The organism is Mucilaginibacter lappiensis, assembly GCF_050433765.1.
Classification (GTDB): Bacteria; Bacteroidota; Bacteroidia; order Sphingobacteriales; family Sphingobacteriaceae; genus Mucilaginibacter; species Mucilaginibacter lappiensis_A.
In genome coordinates, this window is record NZ_JBNPWP010000003.1 from 450,963 (window position 1) to 471,016 (window position 20,054).

Consider the following 20,054-nt stretch of genomic DNA (forward strand, 5'->3'; position numbering starts at 1 on the left):
TATGCCTCAAAATAAAAACATAGCACCTTCAAAAAGAAGGATCATGTTGTTTAAGGGTATCAGTATCATACTGATACCTTTATTGGTTTTATTTTTATTGGAGATGGTATTAAGGCTGGTGCATTACGGACATAACCTTAACCTGTTTGTTGATTACAAAAGCAATAGCAATTACCTCGTTTTTAACCCCGATGCATCAAAGAGGTATTTTACCGATGAGGATATTGCCACAACCGGCAACAGCGAACCCTTTAAAAAGCAAAAAGATGCAAATACGCTAAGGATCTTTGTATTGGGCGAATCAACCACTATCGGATACCCGTTTTTCCATAACGGATCATTCCACAGGTGGCTGCAATACCGGCTAATGCACGAACTGCCCGATAAAAAGCTCGAGATCATTAATCTTTCACTAACAGCGGTTAATTCATACACAGTAGCGGGTTTTGCTAAAGAAGTAGTTAATTATGAGCCCGATGCCGTGTTTATATACACCGGGCATAATGAATATTATGGGGCGTTGGGTGTTGGTTCAACCCAAAATATAGGCAGCAACCCGCGTACCGTTAAGCTGGTATTATATTTACGCCAGTTTAAAATATGGCAGCTGCTTACCAATGTATATGGAGGCATTCATAAGGCCTTTGACACCCATGAACGATTAGGCGCAAGCAGGATGCAACTGATGGTAGGAGATCAGGAAATACCCTACCAGTCTGATCTGTACCAAAAAGGGCTGAAGCAGTTTGCCACCAATATGGAAGAAGTGGTAAGTTTGTTCAGCAAAAAACAGATCCCACTTTATTTAAGCAACCTGGTTAGCAACCAAAAAGATCTTAAACCATTTATAAGTCTGGAACCGGGGAGTTTAAAATATCCCCTATTTCAAAAAAATTATGCAACGGGATTAAATGCTTTTAACGTTAATAATTTGTCCGTTGCCGAAAAATACTTTAGCGCGGCTAATGAACTGTTTGATGGCCATGCACTTTGCAACTTTTACCTTGGGGCAGTTTTTGATAAGGAGGGTGATCTTAAACAGGCCCGGCGGTTTTTTTCAAAGGCAAAGGATCTGGATGGGTTAAGGTTCAGGGCGCTCGATCAGTTTAACCAGATCATCACTGAGCTATGCAGTAAATATCCCGGTACACATTTGGTTGATACTAAAGCCGCATTTGAAGCCTATACAACCGATCATATCATTGGTAATGAACTGCTGGTTGATCATGTGCACCCTAACCTGATGGGTTATGCGCTCATGGCCGATGCGTTTTACAGATCAATAGTGAGCAATCACCTGATCACGGTAGATAAAACCAAAGCAATGGACTTTAAACAGCTTTTACAGGATATGCCGGTAACCCGGGTTGACTCCCTTGCGGGCACATATCGGATCAAAAATCTTAAAAAGCGCTGGCCCTATAATGATACCACCGACACCGCTATTGATACAATTACTGCTGAGGAAAAATTGGCTGCCGGTAACGTATTTAAAAACGTAAGCTGGCCCCAAACTATGGGTAAATTATTTGATGTTTACTTTAATAGCCGTCAGCTGGTAAGCGCCAAAAAAGTGCTGGAAACGCTGGTTCTGGAAAATCCTTTGGATACTGCGCTTTATGAAAGAATTGCTATGCTCAGCGGTGAAATAAAGGATTATAACGATGCCGTGTTTTACTTTAAAAAAGCATTTGACCTGTCGCCATCATTTGATAAAGCCCGGTATCTGTTTGTGCTCTGTTTAAAACTGGACAGGCCAACGGATGCACTCCCTTATATTGATTACGCCATTAGTAACAACACAAGCCGCTTTAACCTGCAGGCAGTTAAGGACTACACCCAACAGATCATCCACCTTAAAGAAGCCTATACGGCAAGTCCTTTGGCAATACCCATTTTAAACCGCATTGCCCAAACTTATTATAAAATGGACAATACCGATGGTGCATATAAGTATGCCGAAGAAGTATTGAAAGCCGATAGTAAAAATAGCGAAGCCCTGATACTGCTGGCGCAGATCAAAACTAAACAGATAAACAATGGCAGGCATCAATAAAATATTTACACCGGTTACCAAACGGCAATGCCTTGAATTTGGCTTGCTGGTTGTATTGGCAGCTATATATGCCGGCCTACATTTTAAAGAGCGGTACTTTTTTGTGGCGGCATTGATGGCCACGCTGCTAATTATTTTGTGGCCATTTGTTTTTTACCCCTTCGCCATAATCTGGTTTGCCATTATCAGAGGGGTGAGTTTTATTAGCTCATGGCTTATTATGCTTATCTTGTTTTTTGCGGTGGTAACTCCGGTTGGTTTATTCAGACGGATGACGGGCCGGGATACCTTGCAGTTAAAACAATTTAAAAAAGGCAGGCAATCTGTAATGACCGATATAAACCATACTTACACCAAAACCGATCTTTTGCATACCTTTTAACAGGAAAAGTATATGGAATTTTTAACCGAACTATGGCTTTTTATTCGAACCAGGAAAAAGTTTTGGCTGGTTCCGCTCATTGTGATTTTGCTGCTGTTTTCAGTGCTTATTATCCTGAGCAGTGTGCCGGCCATTGGGCCGTTTATTTACGCCTTATTTTAGTGTAAGGTGCGCACGGCTATACTTGGCATATCCGCTTATTATCATGACAGCGCGGCGGTAATTATCGTGAACGGTAAAATTATAGCCGCGGCGCAGGAAGAGCGCTTTACCCGTAAAAAACATGACGCAGGTTTCCCCATAAATGCTGTCCGCTTTGTGCTGCAACAAGCCGGGCTCGAACTGAACGATTTAACCGCGATAGCATTTTATGATAAACCCCTGCTCAAATTTGAACGGCTTTTAGAAACCTACCATGCTTTTGCCCCGGCCGGAGTCCTCAGCTTTGTATCGGCAATTCCGGTTTGGATAAAGGAAAAACTTTTTATGAAGAAACTGCTGCGTAAGCAATTAAAGCAGTTGGGCAATGGTAATATTCCACTGTTGTTTCCCGCGCACCACCTGTCGCACGCGGCAAGTGCCTATTATCCATCCCCGTTTAAGGAGGCTGCTATATTAACCATTGATGGTGTAGGGGAGTGGGCAACAACCACTATTTCTCACGGACAAGGCAAAAATATCAAGATCTTAAAAGAGCTCCGTTTTCCGCATTCACTGGGCCTTTTATATTCGGCATTTACCTACTATCTGGGCTTTAAGGTAAACAGCGGCGAATATAAACTGATGGGATTAGCGCCTTATGGCCATGCCGCTGCACAACAGACCCTGGAGTTTGAACAAAAAATACTAAATGAGCTAATAGATATAAGGGAGGATGGATCTTTTATCCTGAACATGAAATATTTCAGGTTTGCTACCCGGCTAACCATGACCGATGATAAACGCTGGGAAAAACTTTTTGGTTTCCCCCGCAGGCTCCCCGAGTCTGAAATTACGCAGCAGCACATGAACCTGGCACTTGCCATACAACGGGTAACCGAATATATTGTAATAGCATTGGCCCGCACAGCACAGCAACTCACCAATTGCAAAAATCTGGTTATGGCCGGTGGAGTGGCCTTAAACTGTATTGCCAACAGCAAGGTAAGGCAAACCATGTTGTTTGATGAGGTATGGATACAACCGGCTGCAGGCGATGCCGGCGGAGCCCTTGGCGCGGCCTTTGCCGCACATCATATTGTTTATGGCGAAGAAAGGCGGTTTATCAGTGCCGGTGATTCCATGCAGGGTGCATATTTGGGGCCGGAGTATCATGATCAGGATATTTTGGGATTGATATATAAATACGACGCTACCTATACCCATTTTGAAAATTTTGAAGACCTGACGAAGGGATTAAGTAAAATAATAGCCGATGGCAAGATAGTGGGCTGGTTTCAGGGGCGCATGGAATTTGGTCCGCGTGCTTTGGGGAATCGGAGTATTATTGCCGATCCGCGTAACCCCGAAATGCAGAATCGCATTAACCTTAAAATAAAGGCCCGGGAAGAGTTTCGCCCTTTTGCGCCCAGTGTTTTGCAGGAAGATGCGGAACAATATTTCAAAACAACACAGTCGTCGCCCTATATGCTGTTCATTGAGGCGCTTAAAGATGAACTGCGGTGCCCCGAACCTCCCGGCTATGATCAACTTCATATTTACGACCGTTTATATCACCAGCGTTCGGGCTTAAACGCGATTACCCATGTTAATTATTCGGCCAGGATACAAACGGTAAGCCGGGAAACAAATCCTAAATTCTGGCAGCTCATTAACGCTTTTAAAACATTAACAGGCTGTGGTATGCTGATCAATACCTCCTTCAATGTGCGTGGCGAACCCATAGTATGTTCATTGCATGATGCTTATTGGGGCTTTATGCGTACCGATATGGATTATTTGGTGCTCGGCAATTATTTATTTGATAAAAGGCTTCAAAAATACAGCCCTACAAAAGCCCTGCAAAATAACTTTGCTCCTGATTAAGCAGGCTGTTGAATAATTCATCATGTATATTTGTTAAGGCTTATTAACTGTCATTTCTCTCTCTGTTCGAAATGACATTCAGGGTGGGTCTTGGCTTCTATTTATAGTTTATAAAATTATTTAAAAAGTTATTGTAACAATTTAAATAAGTTGCATTTTTAAATGATTTTAATACGGATATTAACGCAATCAAAATCATGAACCTTTAATTATAGCCCATGAAACGTAACTACTACATTGTAGCATTGATCATGCTGATCTTTTTTGTTATTTCGTTTTTAACCAATGTAATAGGGCCGCTGATACCCGATATTATTAAAGTATTCAACCTCAGTTATACCATGGCAGGTGTGTTGCCGCTGGCATTCTTTATCGCTTACGGCGTTATGTCAGTTCCATCGGCTATTATGCTGGAAACCTTTAAAGAGAAAAAGATCATGGTGGCGGCATTCATTGTCGCTTTTTTAGGTTCGCTTTTATTGGCAATGGTTCCTAATTATTTAAGTGCTATAGTATCGTTATTTTTGATAGGCTGCGGCATGGCCATGCTGCAGGTGGTGATCAATCCTTTGTTAAGAACATCGGGTGGCGAAGAGAATTATGCCTTTACTTCGGTACTTGCCCAGCTGATATTTGGGTTGGCGTCTTTCCTTAGTCCACTGGTTTACTCTTATATGGTTAAAGCCTTAAAAGAAGATAACAGCGGCGGAATAATGGGACTATTGCACTCCCTGGTGCCTGATAATTTGCCCTGGATCTCGCTTTACTGGCTCTTTACGGTAATTTGCCTGGCGATGGTCATTTTGCTGGCGCTTACAAAATTCCCTAAGGTCGAATTGAAGGAAGATGAGCAGGTGGGTTCTTTACAAACTCATTTCTCCTTGTTTAAACAACCCATTGTTATCCTTTTTTTGGTGGCTATGTTTTGTTATGTAGGCACTGAGCAGGGTATTGCCAACTGGATCTCGCAATTTTTGAGCACCTATCATGGTCTTGATCCGCAAACCAAAGGGGCTGATACCGTTGCCTATTTTTGGGGACTGATGACTGCCGGAGGCCTCCTCGGATTGCTTTTATTGAAGATAATGGACAGCCGCAAAGTGCTGATCAGTTTTACCATACTGGCTTTGATTTGCTTAACGGCAGGCTTGTTCGGGCCAACTAATGTAGCCTTAGCGGTATTTCCGTTGGTGGGTTTTTTTGCTTCGGTTATGTATCCTATTATATTCTCGCTGGCACTTAATTCTGTTAATAAAGACCATGGTTCTTTTGCCGGTTTGCTGGTTACAGCCATCATTGGCGGCGCCATAATACCACCAGTTATCGGCTTGCTGGGTGATGCATTTGGCTTACGGGCGGGAATGTTCTTTTTGTATATCACCCTCGGTTACATTTTAAGCGTGGGCTTTTGGGCAAAACCCCTTATCACCAATAAAACCATCGACATAAAAAAGAAATCAACTCATGAATAATACCAAAGTTATAGGGATTGATCTGGGTGCTACCAATATACGGGGCGCTATTGTACACGGCAGCTCCTTATCAGCAATCGTATCGCAAAAAATAAAAAGTGATGGCGCTGTTGAAGATGTACTGAATGATATTTATAAGGTTGTTGATGCTTTACTGCAAACAGATAAAGTAGCGGCCATAGGCATAGGTGTACCCAGTGTGGTTGATGTAGCTGAAGGTATTGTATATGATGTGCAGTACATACCAACGTGGAAAGAGGTGCATTTAAAGCAACTGATGGAGGCGCGTTACCACATTCCGGTTTATGTGAATAACGATGCTAATTGCTTTGCTGTGGGTGAATACTATTTTGGCAAAGGCAGTAACGCTGATTCTATGATCGGTTTAACATTGGGGACAGGTTTGGGAGCCGGTGTCATGATCAATAAGCATTTATATCCTGGTTTTAACTGTGGTGCAGGCGAATTTGGCTTGTTTCCTTACCTCGATAACATTTTGGAATATTATTGCAGCGGGTCGTTCTTTAACAATGTGTATGGGCTTGATGGTGTACAGGTGTTTGATGATGCGAAAAACGGTGATGCCAAAGCATTAGGGCTTTATAAGGAACTGGGTATGCATATAGGCCATGCCATAAAACAGGTAATGTATGCTTATGATCCGCAATTAATTGTGTTGGGCGGATCTGTTCGGCATGCCTACGCATTTTTTGAGCAGAGCATGTGGCAGGAGATCAAAACATTTGTCTATACAAAAACTGCAGAACGAATCAGAGTAGAAGTATCTGAACTGGAGAACAGTGGTATTATTGGCGCTGCGGCTTTGTATTATGATAGTCAATTATAAATTTCATATCATGAAAAAACTCATATTAACCCTGATTCTGCCTTTGTGCTTTTACCAGGCATTTAGCCAGGCCAGGCAGGAAAATTTTCAATTGATTCTAAAAGATGATTGGAAAATGCAGTCGGCGGTAACAGATGTAAGCCCTGCCGATAAAATATCCAAAGAGAATTTTGATACACAAAGCTGGTATAAGGTAAGTGTGCCAACAACACTTATTGCGGGCTTGCTGGCTAATAAAGTGTATGATTTTGACCCCTTTATGGGCCGTAACCTGCAAAAGTTGAAAGATGCCAGGCTGGATAAACCCTGGTGGTTTAGGCGTGAGTTTACTTTGCCTACATCGGAGAATGGGAAAAACGTGATCCTTCGCTTGCATGGCATTAATTACAAGGCAAACGTATGGCTCAATGGAGTTAAAATTGCCGATTCGACAAAGGTAAAGGGCCCTTTCCGGATCATTCAGTTGGATGTGACCGGGCATATCAATTATACCAGGAAAAATGTGCTCGCGCTGGAGATAGTGAGGCCATTTACTCCCAACAAAGCAAAAGGTGACCTGGCTATTGATTATGCCGACTGGATACCTTATCCTCCTGATTACAATGGCGGGATAGTGAATAATGTAGAGATTAAAACCTATGATAAAGTAGGGGTGCAGTACCCATTGGTTACCACCAGGTTTGATCTGCCATCGTTAAGTATAGCCCACTTAACTGTTGACGCGCAGGTAACCAACTATACCAACGCCGTGCAGGATGCCGTTATAAAAGGCCACATCAATAGCAATATTGCTTTTGAGCAAAAGGTGCACTTACTACCCAAAGAATCAAAAAGTGTAACGTTTACTCCCGAAAATTTTAAACAACTGAACATACAGAACCCGCGCGTTTGGTGGCCATGGCAATACGGTAAACCCGAGCTTAACCGTATTGAACTTTCGGCAGTGGTGGGCAACAAGGTGAGTAATACGCTGTCTGAAAATTTTGGTATCCGCGAGATGGATTCCAGGCTTCTTGATAATGAATCAAGAGAATTTATGGTGAACGGTAAGCCTATTTTGCTTCGGGGAGCTGCATGGTCGCCTGATATTTTTCAGCGCCGGTCGGCAGAAAGACAGGAGCAGGAAGTTAAACTGGTACGTGATATGAATATGAACATCATCCGCTCGGAAGGTAAAATGGAGGATGATAATTTTTACGACCTGTGCGATCAGTATGGTATGCTGGTTATGACCGGTTGGATGTGTTGCGGCGTATGGCAACACCCTGAACATTGGGATGCAGCCGAACGTAAGGTGGCTATGGCATCAGACAGCAGCGTCATGTATTGGCTCAGGAATAAGGCCAGTTTAATGGTATGGCTCAACGGAAGCGATATGCCACCAACCGATACTTCTGTTGAACGCGATTACCTGAAAATTGAAAAGACTTTGAAATGGCCCAACCCGGTTATTGCAACGGCTAATGAAACCAGATCAAAAGTATCGGGCTATAGCGGCGTAAAAATGGCAGGCCCTTATGAATGGGTTCCACCTATTTACTGGGAAACAGATAGTACGCATAAATTTGGCGGCGCCTGGAGTTTCGCCACAGAAATATCCCCCGGACCATCCATACCACCGTATGAAAGCCTGATCAAGTTTATTCCAAAGGACTCACTCTCCACTACTTCGCCTGCATGGCTGTACCATTGCGGTACCGGCTCATTTGGTACTACAAAAGTTTTTGATAAAGCATTAACGGAGCGTTACGGCGAGTCGACTTCTCTTAAAAACTATGTAGCCAAAGCACAGGCCCAAAACTACGAGGCGCACCGGGCTATGATGGAAGCCTATGGTTTAAAAAAATATCAAACCGCTACCGGCGTAGTGCAATGGATGCTGAGCAACCCATGGCCGGGCATTATTTGGCATACCTATGATTACTACCTGTATCCGGCTGGCACATACTTCGGTATGAAAAAATCAATGGAGCCACTGCATGTTATGTATTCCTATAAATCGAACGAGGTAGGTATCATCAATTCGTATCTTAAAAAGTTTTCCGGTTTGCAAATAAAAGCTTCCGTATACAATATTGATGGTACAGTAAAATATACTAAAACCGTACCTGCTGCTATTGATGCTGATGCCTCTAAAATGTTCCTTACCCTGCCGCCAATTGCCGGCTTGTCGTCAACATATTTCGTAAGGTTGCAGCTTTCTGATAACAAGGGAGATGTGCAAAGTATCAACTGGTATTGGTTATCGCAACGGGCCGAAGTACTGAACTGGAAAAAATCAAACTGGTATACCACGCCTGAATCTGTTTATGCGGATTATTCGGCCCTGCAACAGATACCCAAAACAGGGCTTAAATTGAGCCATAATCAGGAAACTACCAGTGGCGATAGCACCACGCACACGGTTACCATAACCAATACGGGCAAATCGGTAGCGTTTTTTGTTCACCTGCGTGCTTTAAAAGGCAAGGATGGTGATGATATACTGCCGGTAATATTCAGCGATAACTACATATCCCTGGCTCCCGGCGAAAAAAGGGTGTTAACCTGCAGTTATAGCAATAAAGATGCGGTAAATACGACCCCATATTTTCTTACCTCGGCCTGGAATCTGGACACTGCAAAAAGCAGCGGCGACCAGCAAGGAGGATTTGAAGCGGGGTTGCCTGACAAATAAAGCAATGTCATTAAACAAAGTTGACGATTAGACTCACCCGATCATCGCTATGCTCGATCACCCTCTCTTCGCCTGCGGCGGAAAGAGGGAATTAAAAATAGCGCCATTGCCATTGCGAAGCCCCCTCTAAATCTCCCCAAAAGGGGAGACTTTAAAAGCATTTTAAAGCCCTCTCCTTTGGAGAGGGTTGGGTGAGGCTCCTTGCTTCGCAATCGCAATGACGCTTAGAGTAGACAGGTGAGTTTTGTACCCCCTCTTTGCGCAGCAAAGAGGGGGGCCGCGCGTAGCGCAGGCGGGGTGAGTCGACTGTGAGTCATGCAAAAATAAACCCAGGCATTTAGTTACTCCATTGTAATAACCACTCTTTTACCCTGTGTGTCCTCGCGTTCCCAGGCTTCGGTAACATCCTTTAAGGGGATGGCTAAAGTATCTATGGTGAGTTTGCCTTCACTGGCCAGTTTAAATACTTCAGGCAATATTTCTGTTTGAATTTTAGCCATCATCTCTTTTGATATGCTTCCGCCGCCTGAACCCACAAGCTCAATAGGTGCGCTGCGAAGTGTTGCTGCAGGCAGGTTTATATCAGGGCCCGCCATTGAACCAACCTGTACAAAACGGGTTATATGATCGGCTGTTGAATTGATGTCGTGGCCTGTTAACGTTTCCAGAACCAGTTCGGCAGGTTTGCCCCATAAATAATCAATCACTATATCAAATGGATGTTGAAATGCCTCGACTTTAAGCGCCTGTTTAATGGCTTCGTGGGGTTGGCTGAGTGAGATGGTCAGATCGGCGTCAAGCGTGTTTAAGATAGCCTCATTACGGCCTGTAGCTATAATTCTGCCTGCACCCAGGTGGCGTGCTATTTGAACAGCCAGTTTTCCGGTGATGCCGGTTGCGCCTGATATCAATACGGTATCGCCCCTTTTTAATTTTCCTTTATATACCAATGATAGCCATGCCGAAATAGCGGGATTGGGTATGGCTGCCGCGGTTACATCATCTATCCCGCTGGGCACAGGAACATACCAGTTTTTATTAATAACGGCTTTTTCGGCCATCATACCTGCGCGCGACCCTGCATAAACGCGTACCCCATCGGCTAATACTCCAACTCCATCAACCCCAACTACCACCGGGAATTTTTCGTGTTGATCATAATGAACACCTTTGGCCCTTCCCTTATCCAGATTTTTGATACTGGCGGCTTTTACCTGAATTAACAATTCATTTTCCTGAGGAACTGGGTCTGTAAAATCGTCATATTGAGGTATTTCTCCTGCTTTGTATAATACTGCTGCTTTCATTTTTTTTTAATTTTTAACAAAGTTCGGTGGCTGCGAGCAGGGCCACGATAACAATTGTTAATAAATGAAACAAGCTGATTATTTATTGAATTAATGAATTATTGATTTTTATAATTCAATAATTCAAAATTATCTGTTCACCGCGTTACGGATCCGGCTTAAGGAAACCGAGGTAATGCCTAAATAAGAGGCAATATAGTGTTGTGGTACGCGCCTTATAATGTGGGGCTTTTCTTTCAATAAATTCAGGTAACGTTCTTTCGGGGTATCCCTGATGAATGACAAAAAATGACTCATGTAATTGATTTGCCGGTCAAGAAATATATCTGATAGCTGCTCACAAATTTCGGGGATCGCGTTTAATTCTTTCATGATGTTGTCAAAGTCCTTTTTATGGATCCAGTGAAGTACGCATGGTTCTATGGATTCAATGGTACATAAACTCGGCTTGCCTCTCCTGAAACTTTCAATAGATGATACACTGTCATTTTCAAAAAAGAACTGAAAGGTTACATCCTTCGCTTTATTATTGAACCAGGCCCTCAAACAACCTTTTTCAATAAAGTAAGCTTTTTTTGAAACGTCGCCTTCGTTTAAAAGAATAGTTTTTGCAGGAACTTCAAGGCGATGGTAATAGCTTTCATACTTTTCCCATTGGCCCTGAAGCATTGGTGATATTTTTTTCAGTTGATCAAACACTGCTCAAATTAAATGAATTTATAGCGGCAAGTCAAATTGTTCCTGTACTGCAATACTAAAATCCGCTGTCGTCCAAAGCAAAGGTGCTTTTACGGTTTTCCCACTTACCTTTTGTAAAGTCAGGGAAGTCCAATGTTTTATTACCCTCCTTAAGTGATTGTGTTGATAAGGGTGCTATAACACTCATGGTCACTGAATCATAAACATCAATAGGGGTTTGCTTTTTTTGCTTTACGGCCTCAATAAAGGCATTAAATACAAACCAGTCCATCCCGCCATGACCGGCGCCGGCAGCCTCTGCATCGTGTTTTTTCCACAGCGGGTGATCATATTTGGCAAACCATTCCTTTGCAGGATCCCAAACGTCATCTTTTTTAGCTTCATGTTCAATATAAACTGATTGGTTTACATCCATCCAGATCCCTTTAGTACCCTGTACCCTGAATCCAAGTGAATACGGTCGGGGCAAATGTGTATCATGCGATAACAAAACGGTTTCGCCATTGGCACAATTGATTATGGTAGTAGTTACATCGCCATTTTTGTAGTTGATCTTAGCAGTGGGGTTTCCCGGAGCAAGCTCATTCACATATGCGCCAAGACCACGTGCCTTTGAACTAAATGAAACCAGGCTGGTAAACCGGTTACCATGATTAATGTCGATATAGTTCATTACTGGGCCGGCACCGTGGGTAGGGTAAAGGTCGCCGTCGCGGTCAATATTAAACTGGGTTCTCCATTGCGCCTCGCTCAAAGCCTTTGGTCCAAACTCCACACCTTTGCCACCATAACGCCCTTTTCCATCATTAAAAAGAACATCACGCAGGTTATGCTGATAACCGCCTTCCAGATGTATCAGCTCGCCAAATAAGCCTTGCCTAACCATATTTAAGGCAGCCATCACATCGCGGCGATAGCATACATTTTCCAATGTCATATAAGGTATGCCGGTTTTTTCAGATGTTTTAACAATATCCCAGTGTTCATCAACCGTTAAACCTGCTATTACTTCGCATCCCACATATTTTCCGGCTTTCATGGCGTCCATTGCCTGAGGGTAATGAAACTGCCATGGTGTTGCAATGATCACGGCATCAATATCATTTCGTTCCAGTAGTTTTTTGTAAGCATCTAAGCCACCTGTATATTCTTTAGCAGCTGGTCTTCCCTTTTTAGCTATATACTCACGGCAAATGCTTAATGAATGCTCTTGGGTATCACATATAGCTACAATTTCAACATCGTCGCGCAGGCAACCTTCTGATATGTGACTCATGCCCCTGGCGCCCACGCCAATATAACCAAGTCGGGCTTTGCCGCTTGCATTTGCAAATAAACTGCCTGTTGGTAGTATGGTAAAGCCGGCGGCTGCAATTGCGCTGTTTTTTACGAATGTTCTTCTGTCCATTTATAATAAGTGTTTGATGTGAATTGTTTAGATGTGATTTGCCTGTTTACTGATGCTTTTCAACAGTGAAGTTATTGATCGTATTGATAAAACAAATGCTTTAATTAATAAAATTACCACGCAAACGTTTGATATTATTAATTAAAGTAAGATGTTACAATTGATATCGTGTCAATATTGATTTTTTAGATACAAATCGCTTCTTTTCACGTAGTTATTGTAAGGTTTGTTATAGTCTTTAAATGGAAGAGGTAATAATAGATACGATCAAAATTTATGTCACCGGATTATTCCGGGGATCACAATTGACAGAAGCGGGGAAAACAGATCGGCTAAAGACCAGACAAAAAATGCACAAACGTTTGCGCAGGATTTTTATTGACTAATTAAGTACGTTTGGTATAACTATTTGACTTTTACTATGTTTGATCAGATCCTTGAGCTATACGGGCTTCATGTAAGTGACTATAAAATTGCGGAATTTGGTTCAGGTTTAATCAATCATACCTGGAAGGTATGCGGTCCCGAAAACTATATTCTACAGCATATTAATGCAGGCGTTTTTAAAGATCCAGAAGCTATTGCCGAAAACGTAGCCTTGCTGGAAACCTATTTAAAACAAACCGAGCCTGATTATCTTTTTGTAGCGCCTGTCCGCTCCTTATCAGGTAAATACTTGATTAAAACAGATGATGGCGAATATTACAGGCTTTTTCCATTTGTTGAAAACTCCGTAACCATCACCGAGATCCAGGATCAGAAAGAAGCTTTTGAAGCAGCGCACCAGTTTGGGCAGTTCACTTATTTACTGCGAAATTTTGATCTTGACAAATTACATTATACTTTACCGCAGTTCCATGACCTGAAGCTGCGGTTTGAACAATTTGAAAAAGCCTGTATTACCGCCAGCTCCAACAGGCTTATAATTGCAGCCAACCTGATCAAGGATATTTACAAGCATCAGGAAATACTTTTTATATACCAGCAGTTAACTGATCATAACAAACTGCCGCTGCGGGTTATCCATCACGATACCAAGATCAGTAATGTATTGTTTGATAAAGATCATAACGGATTATGCGTAATTGACCTGGACACGGTTATGCCGGGTTATTTTATGAGCGATGTGGGTGATATGCTGCGCACCTATCTTTCGCCGGCAAATGAGGAGGAGCGTGATTTTTCCAGGATCCAGATCAACGAAGAGTGTTTTTACGCCATTTACAAAGGGTATCTTTCGGCGATGGGTACGGCGTTGACGGCCACGGAGAAAGACTATTTTACTTTTGCCGGGAAATATATGATCTATATGCAGGCCATCAGGTTCCTGACCGATTTTTTAAATGGCGATGTTTATTATCATACCATTTACGCGCAGCAAAATTTAATCAGGGCTCAAAATCAATTAACCTTACTTGGTCAATTTATAAAGTCAGAAAAACGGTTTAAAAAGTTTATTCAATACTTCAGTTTTAAACATCTTAATGTGGTGAATTAATAAAAACCAAAAAGGCTTGTTAGTTTAAAAAACTTTTACTTAGGTTTACAGCAACTTTAGGGGTGTCCTTTGATGGACTGAGATAATACCCTTTGAACCTGATGCAGTTAGTACTGCCGAAGGGAAAAGTGAAAACAACTTTGCTTGTTGTTTTTTCCTTCCTTAAACGGGGCCATTCCTATAGTTATTTATTAAAAATAATTGAATGGAAATCACCGTAAATCAACAGCTTTATACCGTTCCTGACAGATGCACCGTGCAAACTTTGCTATCTGATGTCCTTAATCAAACTTCAAAGGGCCTGGCTATTGCCGTTAATCAAACCATCGTTTCCAAATCCAACTGGGAAACGGAACCGCTGAATCACGGTGATCACATCATTATTATCACAGCAACACAAGGCGGATAACCATTTACCACACTTATATGAAAACAGAAAAAATCCCAACAGGCAAGGTCCTTACTACCGATCCATTTCCGGCGTCGAAAAAAGTTTATGTTAAAGGTGTGCTCCATGACATCAGCGTAGCCATGCGCGAGATCAGTTTGAGCGATACCAAACTGCACGGCCGCTTTGGCGAAACAGAGCCCAATGCACCCGTAACGGTATATGATACCAGCGGTCCGTACACAGATATTGAAGCCAGCATTGACGTTAAAAAGGGATTGCCAGCTTTGCGCGAAAAATGGATCACGGACAGAGGGGATGTAGAGCGGCTGGCACAAATATCATCTCAATACGGACAACAACGTTTGAATGACGTAAGTTTAAATGATCTGCGTTTTGCACACGTATCCAGTCCGTTACGCGCAAAGTCAGGTAGTAATGTATCGCAAATGCATTACGCCAAAAAAGGCATCATCACACCCGAAATGGAATACATCGCCATCCGCGAAAACCAGCGTATTGATCTGTTAAAGGAACAACTGAACGGGCAATATGAGGTGATGAGCCATCAGCATCAGGGCCATAGCTTTGGGGCCAATACGCCCAAAGGATATATCACGCCAGAGTTTGTAAGGGCAGAAGTAGCGGCAGGCAGGGCAGTTATCCCCTGCAATATTAATCACCCTGAAACGGAGCCGATGATTATTGGGCGTAACTTTTTGGTGAAGATCAATGCCAACATTGGTAACTCGGCCGTAACATCCAGTATCGAGGAGGAGGTTGAAAAAGCGGTATGGGCTTGTCGCTGGGGAGCCGATACTATTATGGATCTCTCCACCGGCAAAAATATCCACGAAACCCGTGAATGGATCATACGTAACTCACCCGTTCCTATTGGTACCGTGCCCATATACCAGGCATTGGAAAAAGTTAACGGGAAAGCTGAAGACCTTACCTGGGAATTGTTTAGGGATACTTTAATTGAACAGGCAGAACAGGGTGTAGATTACTTTACTATCCACGCTGGTGTGCTGTTACGATATGTGCCCCTGACTGCCAAACGTATTACAGGTATTGTTTCGCGTGGTGGCTCTATCATGGCTAAATGGTGTTTGGCTCATCATAAAGAAAACTTCCTGTATACCCATTTTGAGGAGATCTGCGAGATCATGAAGGCTTATGACGTGGCATTTTCCTTAGGCGATGGCTTAAGACCAGGTTGCATTGCCGATGCCAACGATGCCGCCCAGTTTGGTGAACTGGAAACCCTGGGCGAGCTTACCAAAATTGCCTGGAAACATGATGTACAAACCATTATTGAAGGCCCTGGTCATATTCCTATGCATATGATCAAGGAAAATATGGACAAACAATTAGCTCATTGTGGTGAAGCGCCTTTTTATACTTTAGGCCCGCTTACTACAGATATTGCTCCAGGTTATGACCACATCACATCGGCCATAGGCGCGGCCATGATCGGTTGGTTTGGTACGGCCATGCTGTGTTATGTTACACCAAAAGAACATTTGGGTTTGCCTAACAAGAAAGATGTAAAAGATGGTGTAATTACCTATAAAATAGCGGCTCATGCGGCAGACCTGGCCAAGGGGCATCCCGGCGCACAGTACAGGGATAATGCTTTAAGCAAAGCTCGTTTTGAGTTTAGATGGGATGACCAGTTTAACCTGTCGCTTGATCCGGATACGGCCCGTGAGTTCCATGACGAAACCCTGCCCGCCGATGGCGCAAAGATCGCCCATTTCTGCTCCATGTGTGGCCCTAACTTTTGCTCCATGAAAATTACCCAGGATGTAAGGGAATACGCCAAAGAACATGGTGTTGATGAAGAAGACGCGCTGACAAAAGGGATGGAGCAGAAGTCAAAAGAGTTCACAGAAAAAGGGAGTGAGATTTATTTGTAAGTGAAAATTTTTAAACAATGCATGTCATTTCGATGAGCAAGGGTGCGGCAGTGTGATGAGGCGAAGAAATCTTATACGCTATACTTACAACGCTGGGCGTATAAGATTTCTCTCCCTCCCCAAGCTCTGGCTTATCCCGAGGGTTCGAAATGACATAGCGTTTTAATCATGATTGATTGGTTAATGAACTTGCTTCGCTTAAATACTTTATGCAGCTGATAGTCATATCACATCCTGATGCAATAGCAAACGAGGCCCGGCTCATAAATCAGCTATTTGAAAACGGGTTAACCCGTTTTCATTTGCGCAAGCCTGGTTACGATGCGGGACAGACAGCTGGATTGTTAAGGGAGATTGATGAACAGTATCATCATTATATCGCCTTGCACCAGCATCATATTATGACGCAGGATTTTGGCATAAAAAGATTGCATTATACTGAACAGCACAGGGTAAATACCGACCCAGAAAAACTGGATTTGATACATCAGCAGGGTTATATACTAAGTACCTCTGTTCATGATCTGGCAACATTATACACTTTGAAATGCTTCGATAACGCTTTTTTGGGGCCGGTATTTAACAGTATCTCCAAACCTGGTTATCAGGCTAAATGGTCTGATAGTTTTTCTTTAGATAAACAAGGTATACAACTGAATGTAATTGCCTTAGGTGGAATAGATCTGTCGAATTTAAGCAAAATAAAGGTGATGAACTTTGATGGCGCAGCTGTATTAGGAACTGTATGGAATAACCCGGATTTGGCTATTTCTAACTTTAAAAATTTAAAACAGGGACTACCGTCCTGATTGAAAATCATTATGATAGATAAACTTCATTATATATCGCAACAGCCAGAAAATGGCACACATCTGTCTGCAATTAAAATGGCGCTTGATGCTGGTTGCAAATGGATCCAGTTACGGATTAAAGACCAACCGCACAACGTAATATTGGATTATGCGGTTGAAATCAGTGATTTATGCTTTGAATATAAAGCGAAACTTATAGTGAATGACCACCCCGAAATTGCCTTGCAAGCAGGAGCATACGGACTGCATTTGGGCTTGCAGGATATGCCGATTGCAAAGGCCAGGCACATTGTAGGGCCAAAAATGATCATTGGTGGTACAGCTAATACTTTTCAGCATATTCAGCAAAGGGTTGCCGAAGGCGCTGATTATATTGGATTGGGGCCATTCCGCTTTACTAAAACCAAGCAAAAATTAAGTCCTATCCTGGGAATAGATGGTTATGAAAATATCATGAGCCAGGTACATGCGGCCAATATTAATATCCCTATAATTGCTATCGGCGGCATTTTACCAGAGGATATTATCCCTATTATGCAAGCCGGTCTATATGGCGTAGCAGTATCGGGAGCTATAACTTATGCCGATACTCCGGCCCAAACGGTTAAAGCAATGTATGAATATTTAAACACTACACTTTTAAATGAAGTGTGAAATCAATAGAACCATGTTAACAATAGCCGGCAAAATTTTTAATTCACGCTTGTTTACAGGCACTGGTAAATTCAGTTCATCCGCTTTAATGGAAGATGCCCTGTTGGCCTCAGGATCCGAACTGGTAACCGTGGCCCTAAAGCGTGTTGATGTAAAAAACAACGACAGGGATGATATTCTGATCCGTTTAAAATATCCGCATATCAACTTATTGCCCAACACATCGGGTGTAAGGAATGCCAAGGAAGCTGTTTTCGCGGCCCAATTGGCACGTGAGGCTTTAGAAACCAACTGGATAAAACTGGAGATCCATCCCGATCCTAAGTATTTAATGCCCGACCCGATCGAGACCTTAAAAGCTACGGAAGAATTAGCCAAAATGGGCTTTGTTGTTTTACCCTATATCCATGCCGATCCGGTTTTGTGCAAGCGACTCGAAGACGTGGGAACGGCAGCCGTAATGCCTTTAGGTTCACCCATAGGGAGTAATAAAGGCTTAAAAACAATAGATTTTTTAGAGATCATCATCAGCCAAAGTAATGTGCCTGTAATTGTTGATGCGGGTATAGGTGCACCATCTGATGCTGCCTGGGCGCTTGAAATAGGCGCTGATGCTGTATTGGTTAATACTGCCATAGCAGTGTCGGGAAACCCGGCACAAATGGCCGCTGCTTTTAAAATGGCTGTGGAAGCAGGCCGTATGGCCTATGAAGCAAGATTAGCGTTACCTGCATCACACGCGGTCGCCAGTAGCCCCTTAACCTCTTTTTTAGATGAGTAGCTTTAACGACATTTTTGAAACCTACAACTGGGACGATACCAAAGCCAGTATTTATGCTAAAACCAGCGCCGATGTGGAAAAGGCATTGGCAGCACCAAAACGAACTTTGGAGGATTTTAAAGCATTGGTATCGCCGGCGGCGGCGCCTTACCTGGAGCAGATGGCCAGTATCAGTCAGCAGTTAACGCTCAAGCGTTTTGGTAAGGTGATACAGATGTATGTGCCACTTTACCTGTCGAATGAGTGCAATAACATCTGTACATACTGTGGCTTTAGTTATGATAATAAGGTGAGGCGAAAAACGCTGTCGCCTATGGAGATCATGCAGGAGGTGGCCGTGATCAAGGATATGGGTTATAACCATGTGCTGTTAGTTAGCGGCGAGGCCAATCAAACCGTTCATGTGGATTACTTTAAAAAAACGCTTGACCTGATCCGCCCGCATTTTTCTCATATCTCTATGGAGGTGCAGCCACTTGATCTGGAAGATTACGAGCAATTAACTCCTTATGGATTGAACACCGTATTGGTTTACCAGGAAACCTACCATGAGGACGATTATAAAAAGCATCACCCCAAAGGAAAAAAATCAAATTTTCAATACCGGTTGGAAACACCCGACCGACTTGGGCAGGCTGGGATCCATAAAATGGGATTGGGTGTGCTGATCGGTTTGGAGGATTGGCGTACGGATTGTTTCTTTACAGCCATGCATTTAAATTACCTCGAGAAAAAATACTGGCAAAGTAAATATAGTCTTTCATTCCCGCGTCTGCGCCCTTTTAGCGGCGGACTGGAGCCTAAGGTTGAAATGAACGACCGGGAACTGGTACAACTGATCTGTGCCTACCGCTTGTTTAATGAAGAAGTGGAGCTTTCCATTTCTACCCGCGAATCACCCAATTTCAGGAACAACATTATTAAATTGGGGATAACGGCTATCAGTGCGGGTTCCAAAACAAATCCCGGAGGGTATGCGGTTGAGCCTGAATCGCTGGAACAGTTTGAAATCTCAGATGAGCGGAGTCCACAGGAAATTGCCCGGGTGATCCGCGCGCAAGGTTATGAACCCGTGTGGAAAGACTGGGATAATTGTTTAGCAACTTAACCTCACCCTGCCCTCTCC

General features: G+C 43.0%; 17 protein-coding genes and 1 riboswitch. Of the genes, 14 read left to right on the plus strand and 3 right to left on the minus strand.

What is annotated here, in order from left to right; translation table 11 throughout:
- Window position 1 precedes the first annotated feature (1 nt).
- The 7 genes from M2273_RS12055 to M2273_RS12085 all read left to right on the plus strand — a co-directional run bounded on the left by M2273_RS12055 (window position 2) and on the right by M2273_RS12085 (window position 9,459).
- Entirely contained in the window at window positions 2–2,056 is a 2,055-nt protein-coding gene (locus tag M2273_RS12055; protein ID WP_429397062.1) for a hypothetical protein, read from the plus strand.
- Window positions 2,040–2,438 (plus strand): hypothetical protein, encoded by a 399-nt coding sequence (locus M2273_RS12060; protein ID WP_429397064.1) that lies wholly within the window; start codon window positions 2,040–2,042, stop codon window positions 2,436–2,438. The genes M2273_RS12055 and M2273_RS12060 overlap by 17 nt, the downstream gene beginning before the upstream one ends.
- 12 nt (window positions 2,439–2,450) lie before the next feature.
- On the plus strand, window positions 2,451–2,600 hold the full coding sequence (locus M2273_RS12065) for a DUF5989 family protein (RefSeq protein ID WP_429397066.1): 150 nt from the start codon (window positions 2,451–2,453) through the stop codon (window positions 2,598–2,600).
- A 6-nt stretch (window positions 2,601–2,606) separates the two neighbouring features.
- Window positions 2,607–4,463 (plus strand): carbamoyltransferase family protein, encoded by a 1,857-nt coding sequence (locus M2273_RS12070; RefSeq protein ID WP_429397068.1) that lies wholly within the window; start codon window positions 2,607–2,609, stop codon window positions 4,461–4,463.
- Window positions 4,464–4,681: 218 nt separating this feature from the next.
- Entirely contained in the window at window positions 4,682–5,935 is a 1,254-nt protein-coding gene (locus M2273_RS12075) for an MFS transporter (RefSeq protein WP_429397070.1), read from the plus strand.
- On the plus strand, window positions 5,928–6,782 hold the full coding sequence (locus M2273_RS12080) for an ROK family protein (RefSeq protein WP_429397072.1): 855 nt from the start codon (window positions 5,928–5,930) through the stop codon (window positions 6,780–6,782). Before M2273_RS12075 ends, M2273_RS12080 begins: the two co-directional genes overlap by 8 nt.
- Window positions 6,783–6,792: 10 nt before the next feature.
- A complete protein-coding gene (locus tag M2273_RS12085) occupies window positions 6,793–9,459 on the plus strand; it encodes a glycoside hydrolase family 2 protein (RefSeq protein ID WP_429397074.1) in 2,667 nt (888 codons plus the stop codon).
- A gap of 341 nt (window positions 9,460–9,800) precedes the next feature.
- Here M2273_RS12085 and M2273_RS12090 read toward each other — a convergent pair whose 3' ends face one another.
- The 3 genes from M2273_RS12090 to M2273_RS12100 all read right to left on the minus strand — a co-directional run bounded on the left by M2273_RS12090 (window position 9,801) and on the right by M2273_RS12100 (window position 12,873).
- The gene (locus tag M2273_RS12090; protein WP_429397076.1) at window positions 9,801–10,766 is read right to left on the minus strand and encodes a quinone oxidoreductase family protein; all 966 of its coding nucleotides are present in this window, start codon (window positions 10,764–10,766) and stop codon (window positions 9,801–9,803) included.
- A 129-nt stretch (window positions 10,767–10,895) separates the two neighbouring features.
- On the minus strand, window positions 10,896–11,435 hold the full coding sequence (locus M2273_RS12095; RefSeq protein WP_429397078.1) for a Crp/Fnr family transcriptional regulator: 540 nt from the start codon (window positions 11,433–11,435) through the stop codon (window positions 10,896–10,898).
- An 85-nt stretch (window positions 11,436–11,520) separates the two neighbouring features.
- Complete coding sequence (locus M2273_RS12100) at window positions 11,521–12,873, minus strand: Gfo/Idh/MocA family protein (protein ID WP_429397080.1); 1,353 nt, start codon at window positions 12,871–12,873, stop codon at window positions 11,521–11,523.
- Between the two features lie 421 nt (window positions 12,874–13,294).
- Here M2273_RS12100 and M2273_RS12105 point away from each other — a divergent pair, with 421 nt between their 5' ends.
- The 7 genes from M2273_RS12105 to thiH all read left to right on the plus strand — a co-directional run bounded on the left by M2273_RS12105 (window position 13,295) and on the right by thiH (window position 20,036).
- Complete coding sequence (locus M2273_RS12105; protein ID WP_429397082.1) at window positions 13,295–14,371, plus strand: phosphotransferase enzyme family protein; 1,077 nt, start codon at window positions 13,295–13,297, stop codon at window positions 14,369–14,371.
- Between the two features lie 48 nt (window positions 14,372–14,419).
- A riboswitch (TPP riboswitch) is annotated at window positions 14,420–14,513 on the plus strand.
- A gap of 63 nt (window positions 14,514–14,576) precedes the next feature.
- Complete coding sequence (thiS, locus tag M2273_RS12110) at window positions 14,577–14,780, plus strand: sulfur carrier protein ThiS (protein WP_429397084.1); 204 nt, start codon at window positions 14,577–14,579, stop codon at window positions 14,778–14,780.
- A gap of 17 nt (window positions 14,781–14,797) precedes the next feature.
- Complete coding sequence (thiC, locus tag M2273_RS12115; RefSeq protein WP_429397086.1) at window positions 14,798–16,681, plus strand: phosphomethylpyrimidine synthase ThiC; 1,884 nt, start codon at window positions 14,798–14,800, stop codon at window positions 16,679–16,681.
- A gap of 209 nt (window positions 16,682–16,890) precedes the next feature.
- The gene (locus M2273_RS12120; protein WP_429397088.1) at window positions 16,891–17,490 is read left to right on the plus strand and encodes a thiamine phosphate synthase; all 600 of its coding nucleotides are present in this window, start codon (window positions 16,891–16,893) and stop codon (window positions 17,488–17,490) included.
- Between the two features lie 12 nt (window positions 17,491–17,502).
- Window positions 17,503–18,147, plus strand: coding sequence for a thiamine phosphate synthase (locus M2273_RS12125; RefSeq protein WP_429397090.1), 645 nt, complete (start codon window positions 17,503–17,505; stop codon window positions 18,145–18,147).
- Window positions 18,148–18,160: 13 nt separating this feature from the next.
- Entirely contained in the window at window positions 18,161–18,928 is a 768-nt protein-coding gene (locus tag M2273_RS12130) for a thiazole synthase (protein WP_429397092.1), read from the plus strand.
- On the plus strand, window positions 18,921–20,036 hold the full coding sequence (gene thiH / locus M2273_RS12135) for a 2-iminoacetate synthase ThiH (RefSeq protein ID WP_429397094.1): 1,116 nt from the start codon (window positions 18,921–18,923) through the stop codon (window positions 20,034–20,036). Before M2273_RS12130 ends, thiH begins: the two co-directional genes overlap by 8 nt.
- Window positions 20,037–20,054: the final 18 nt, after the last annotated feature.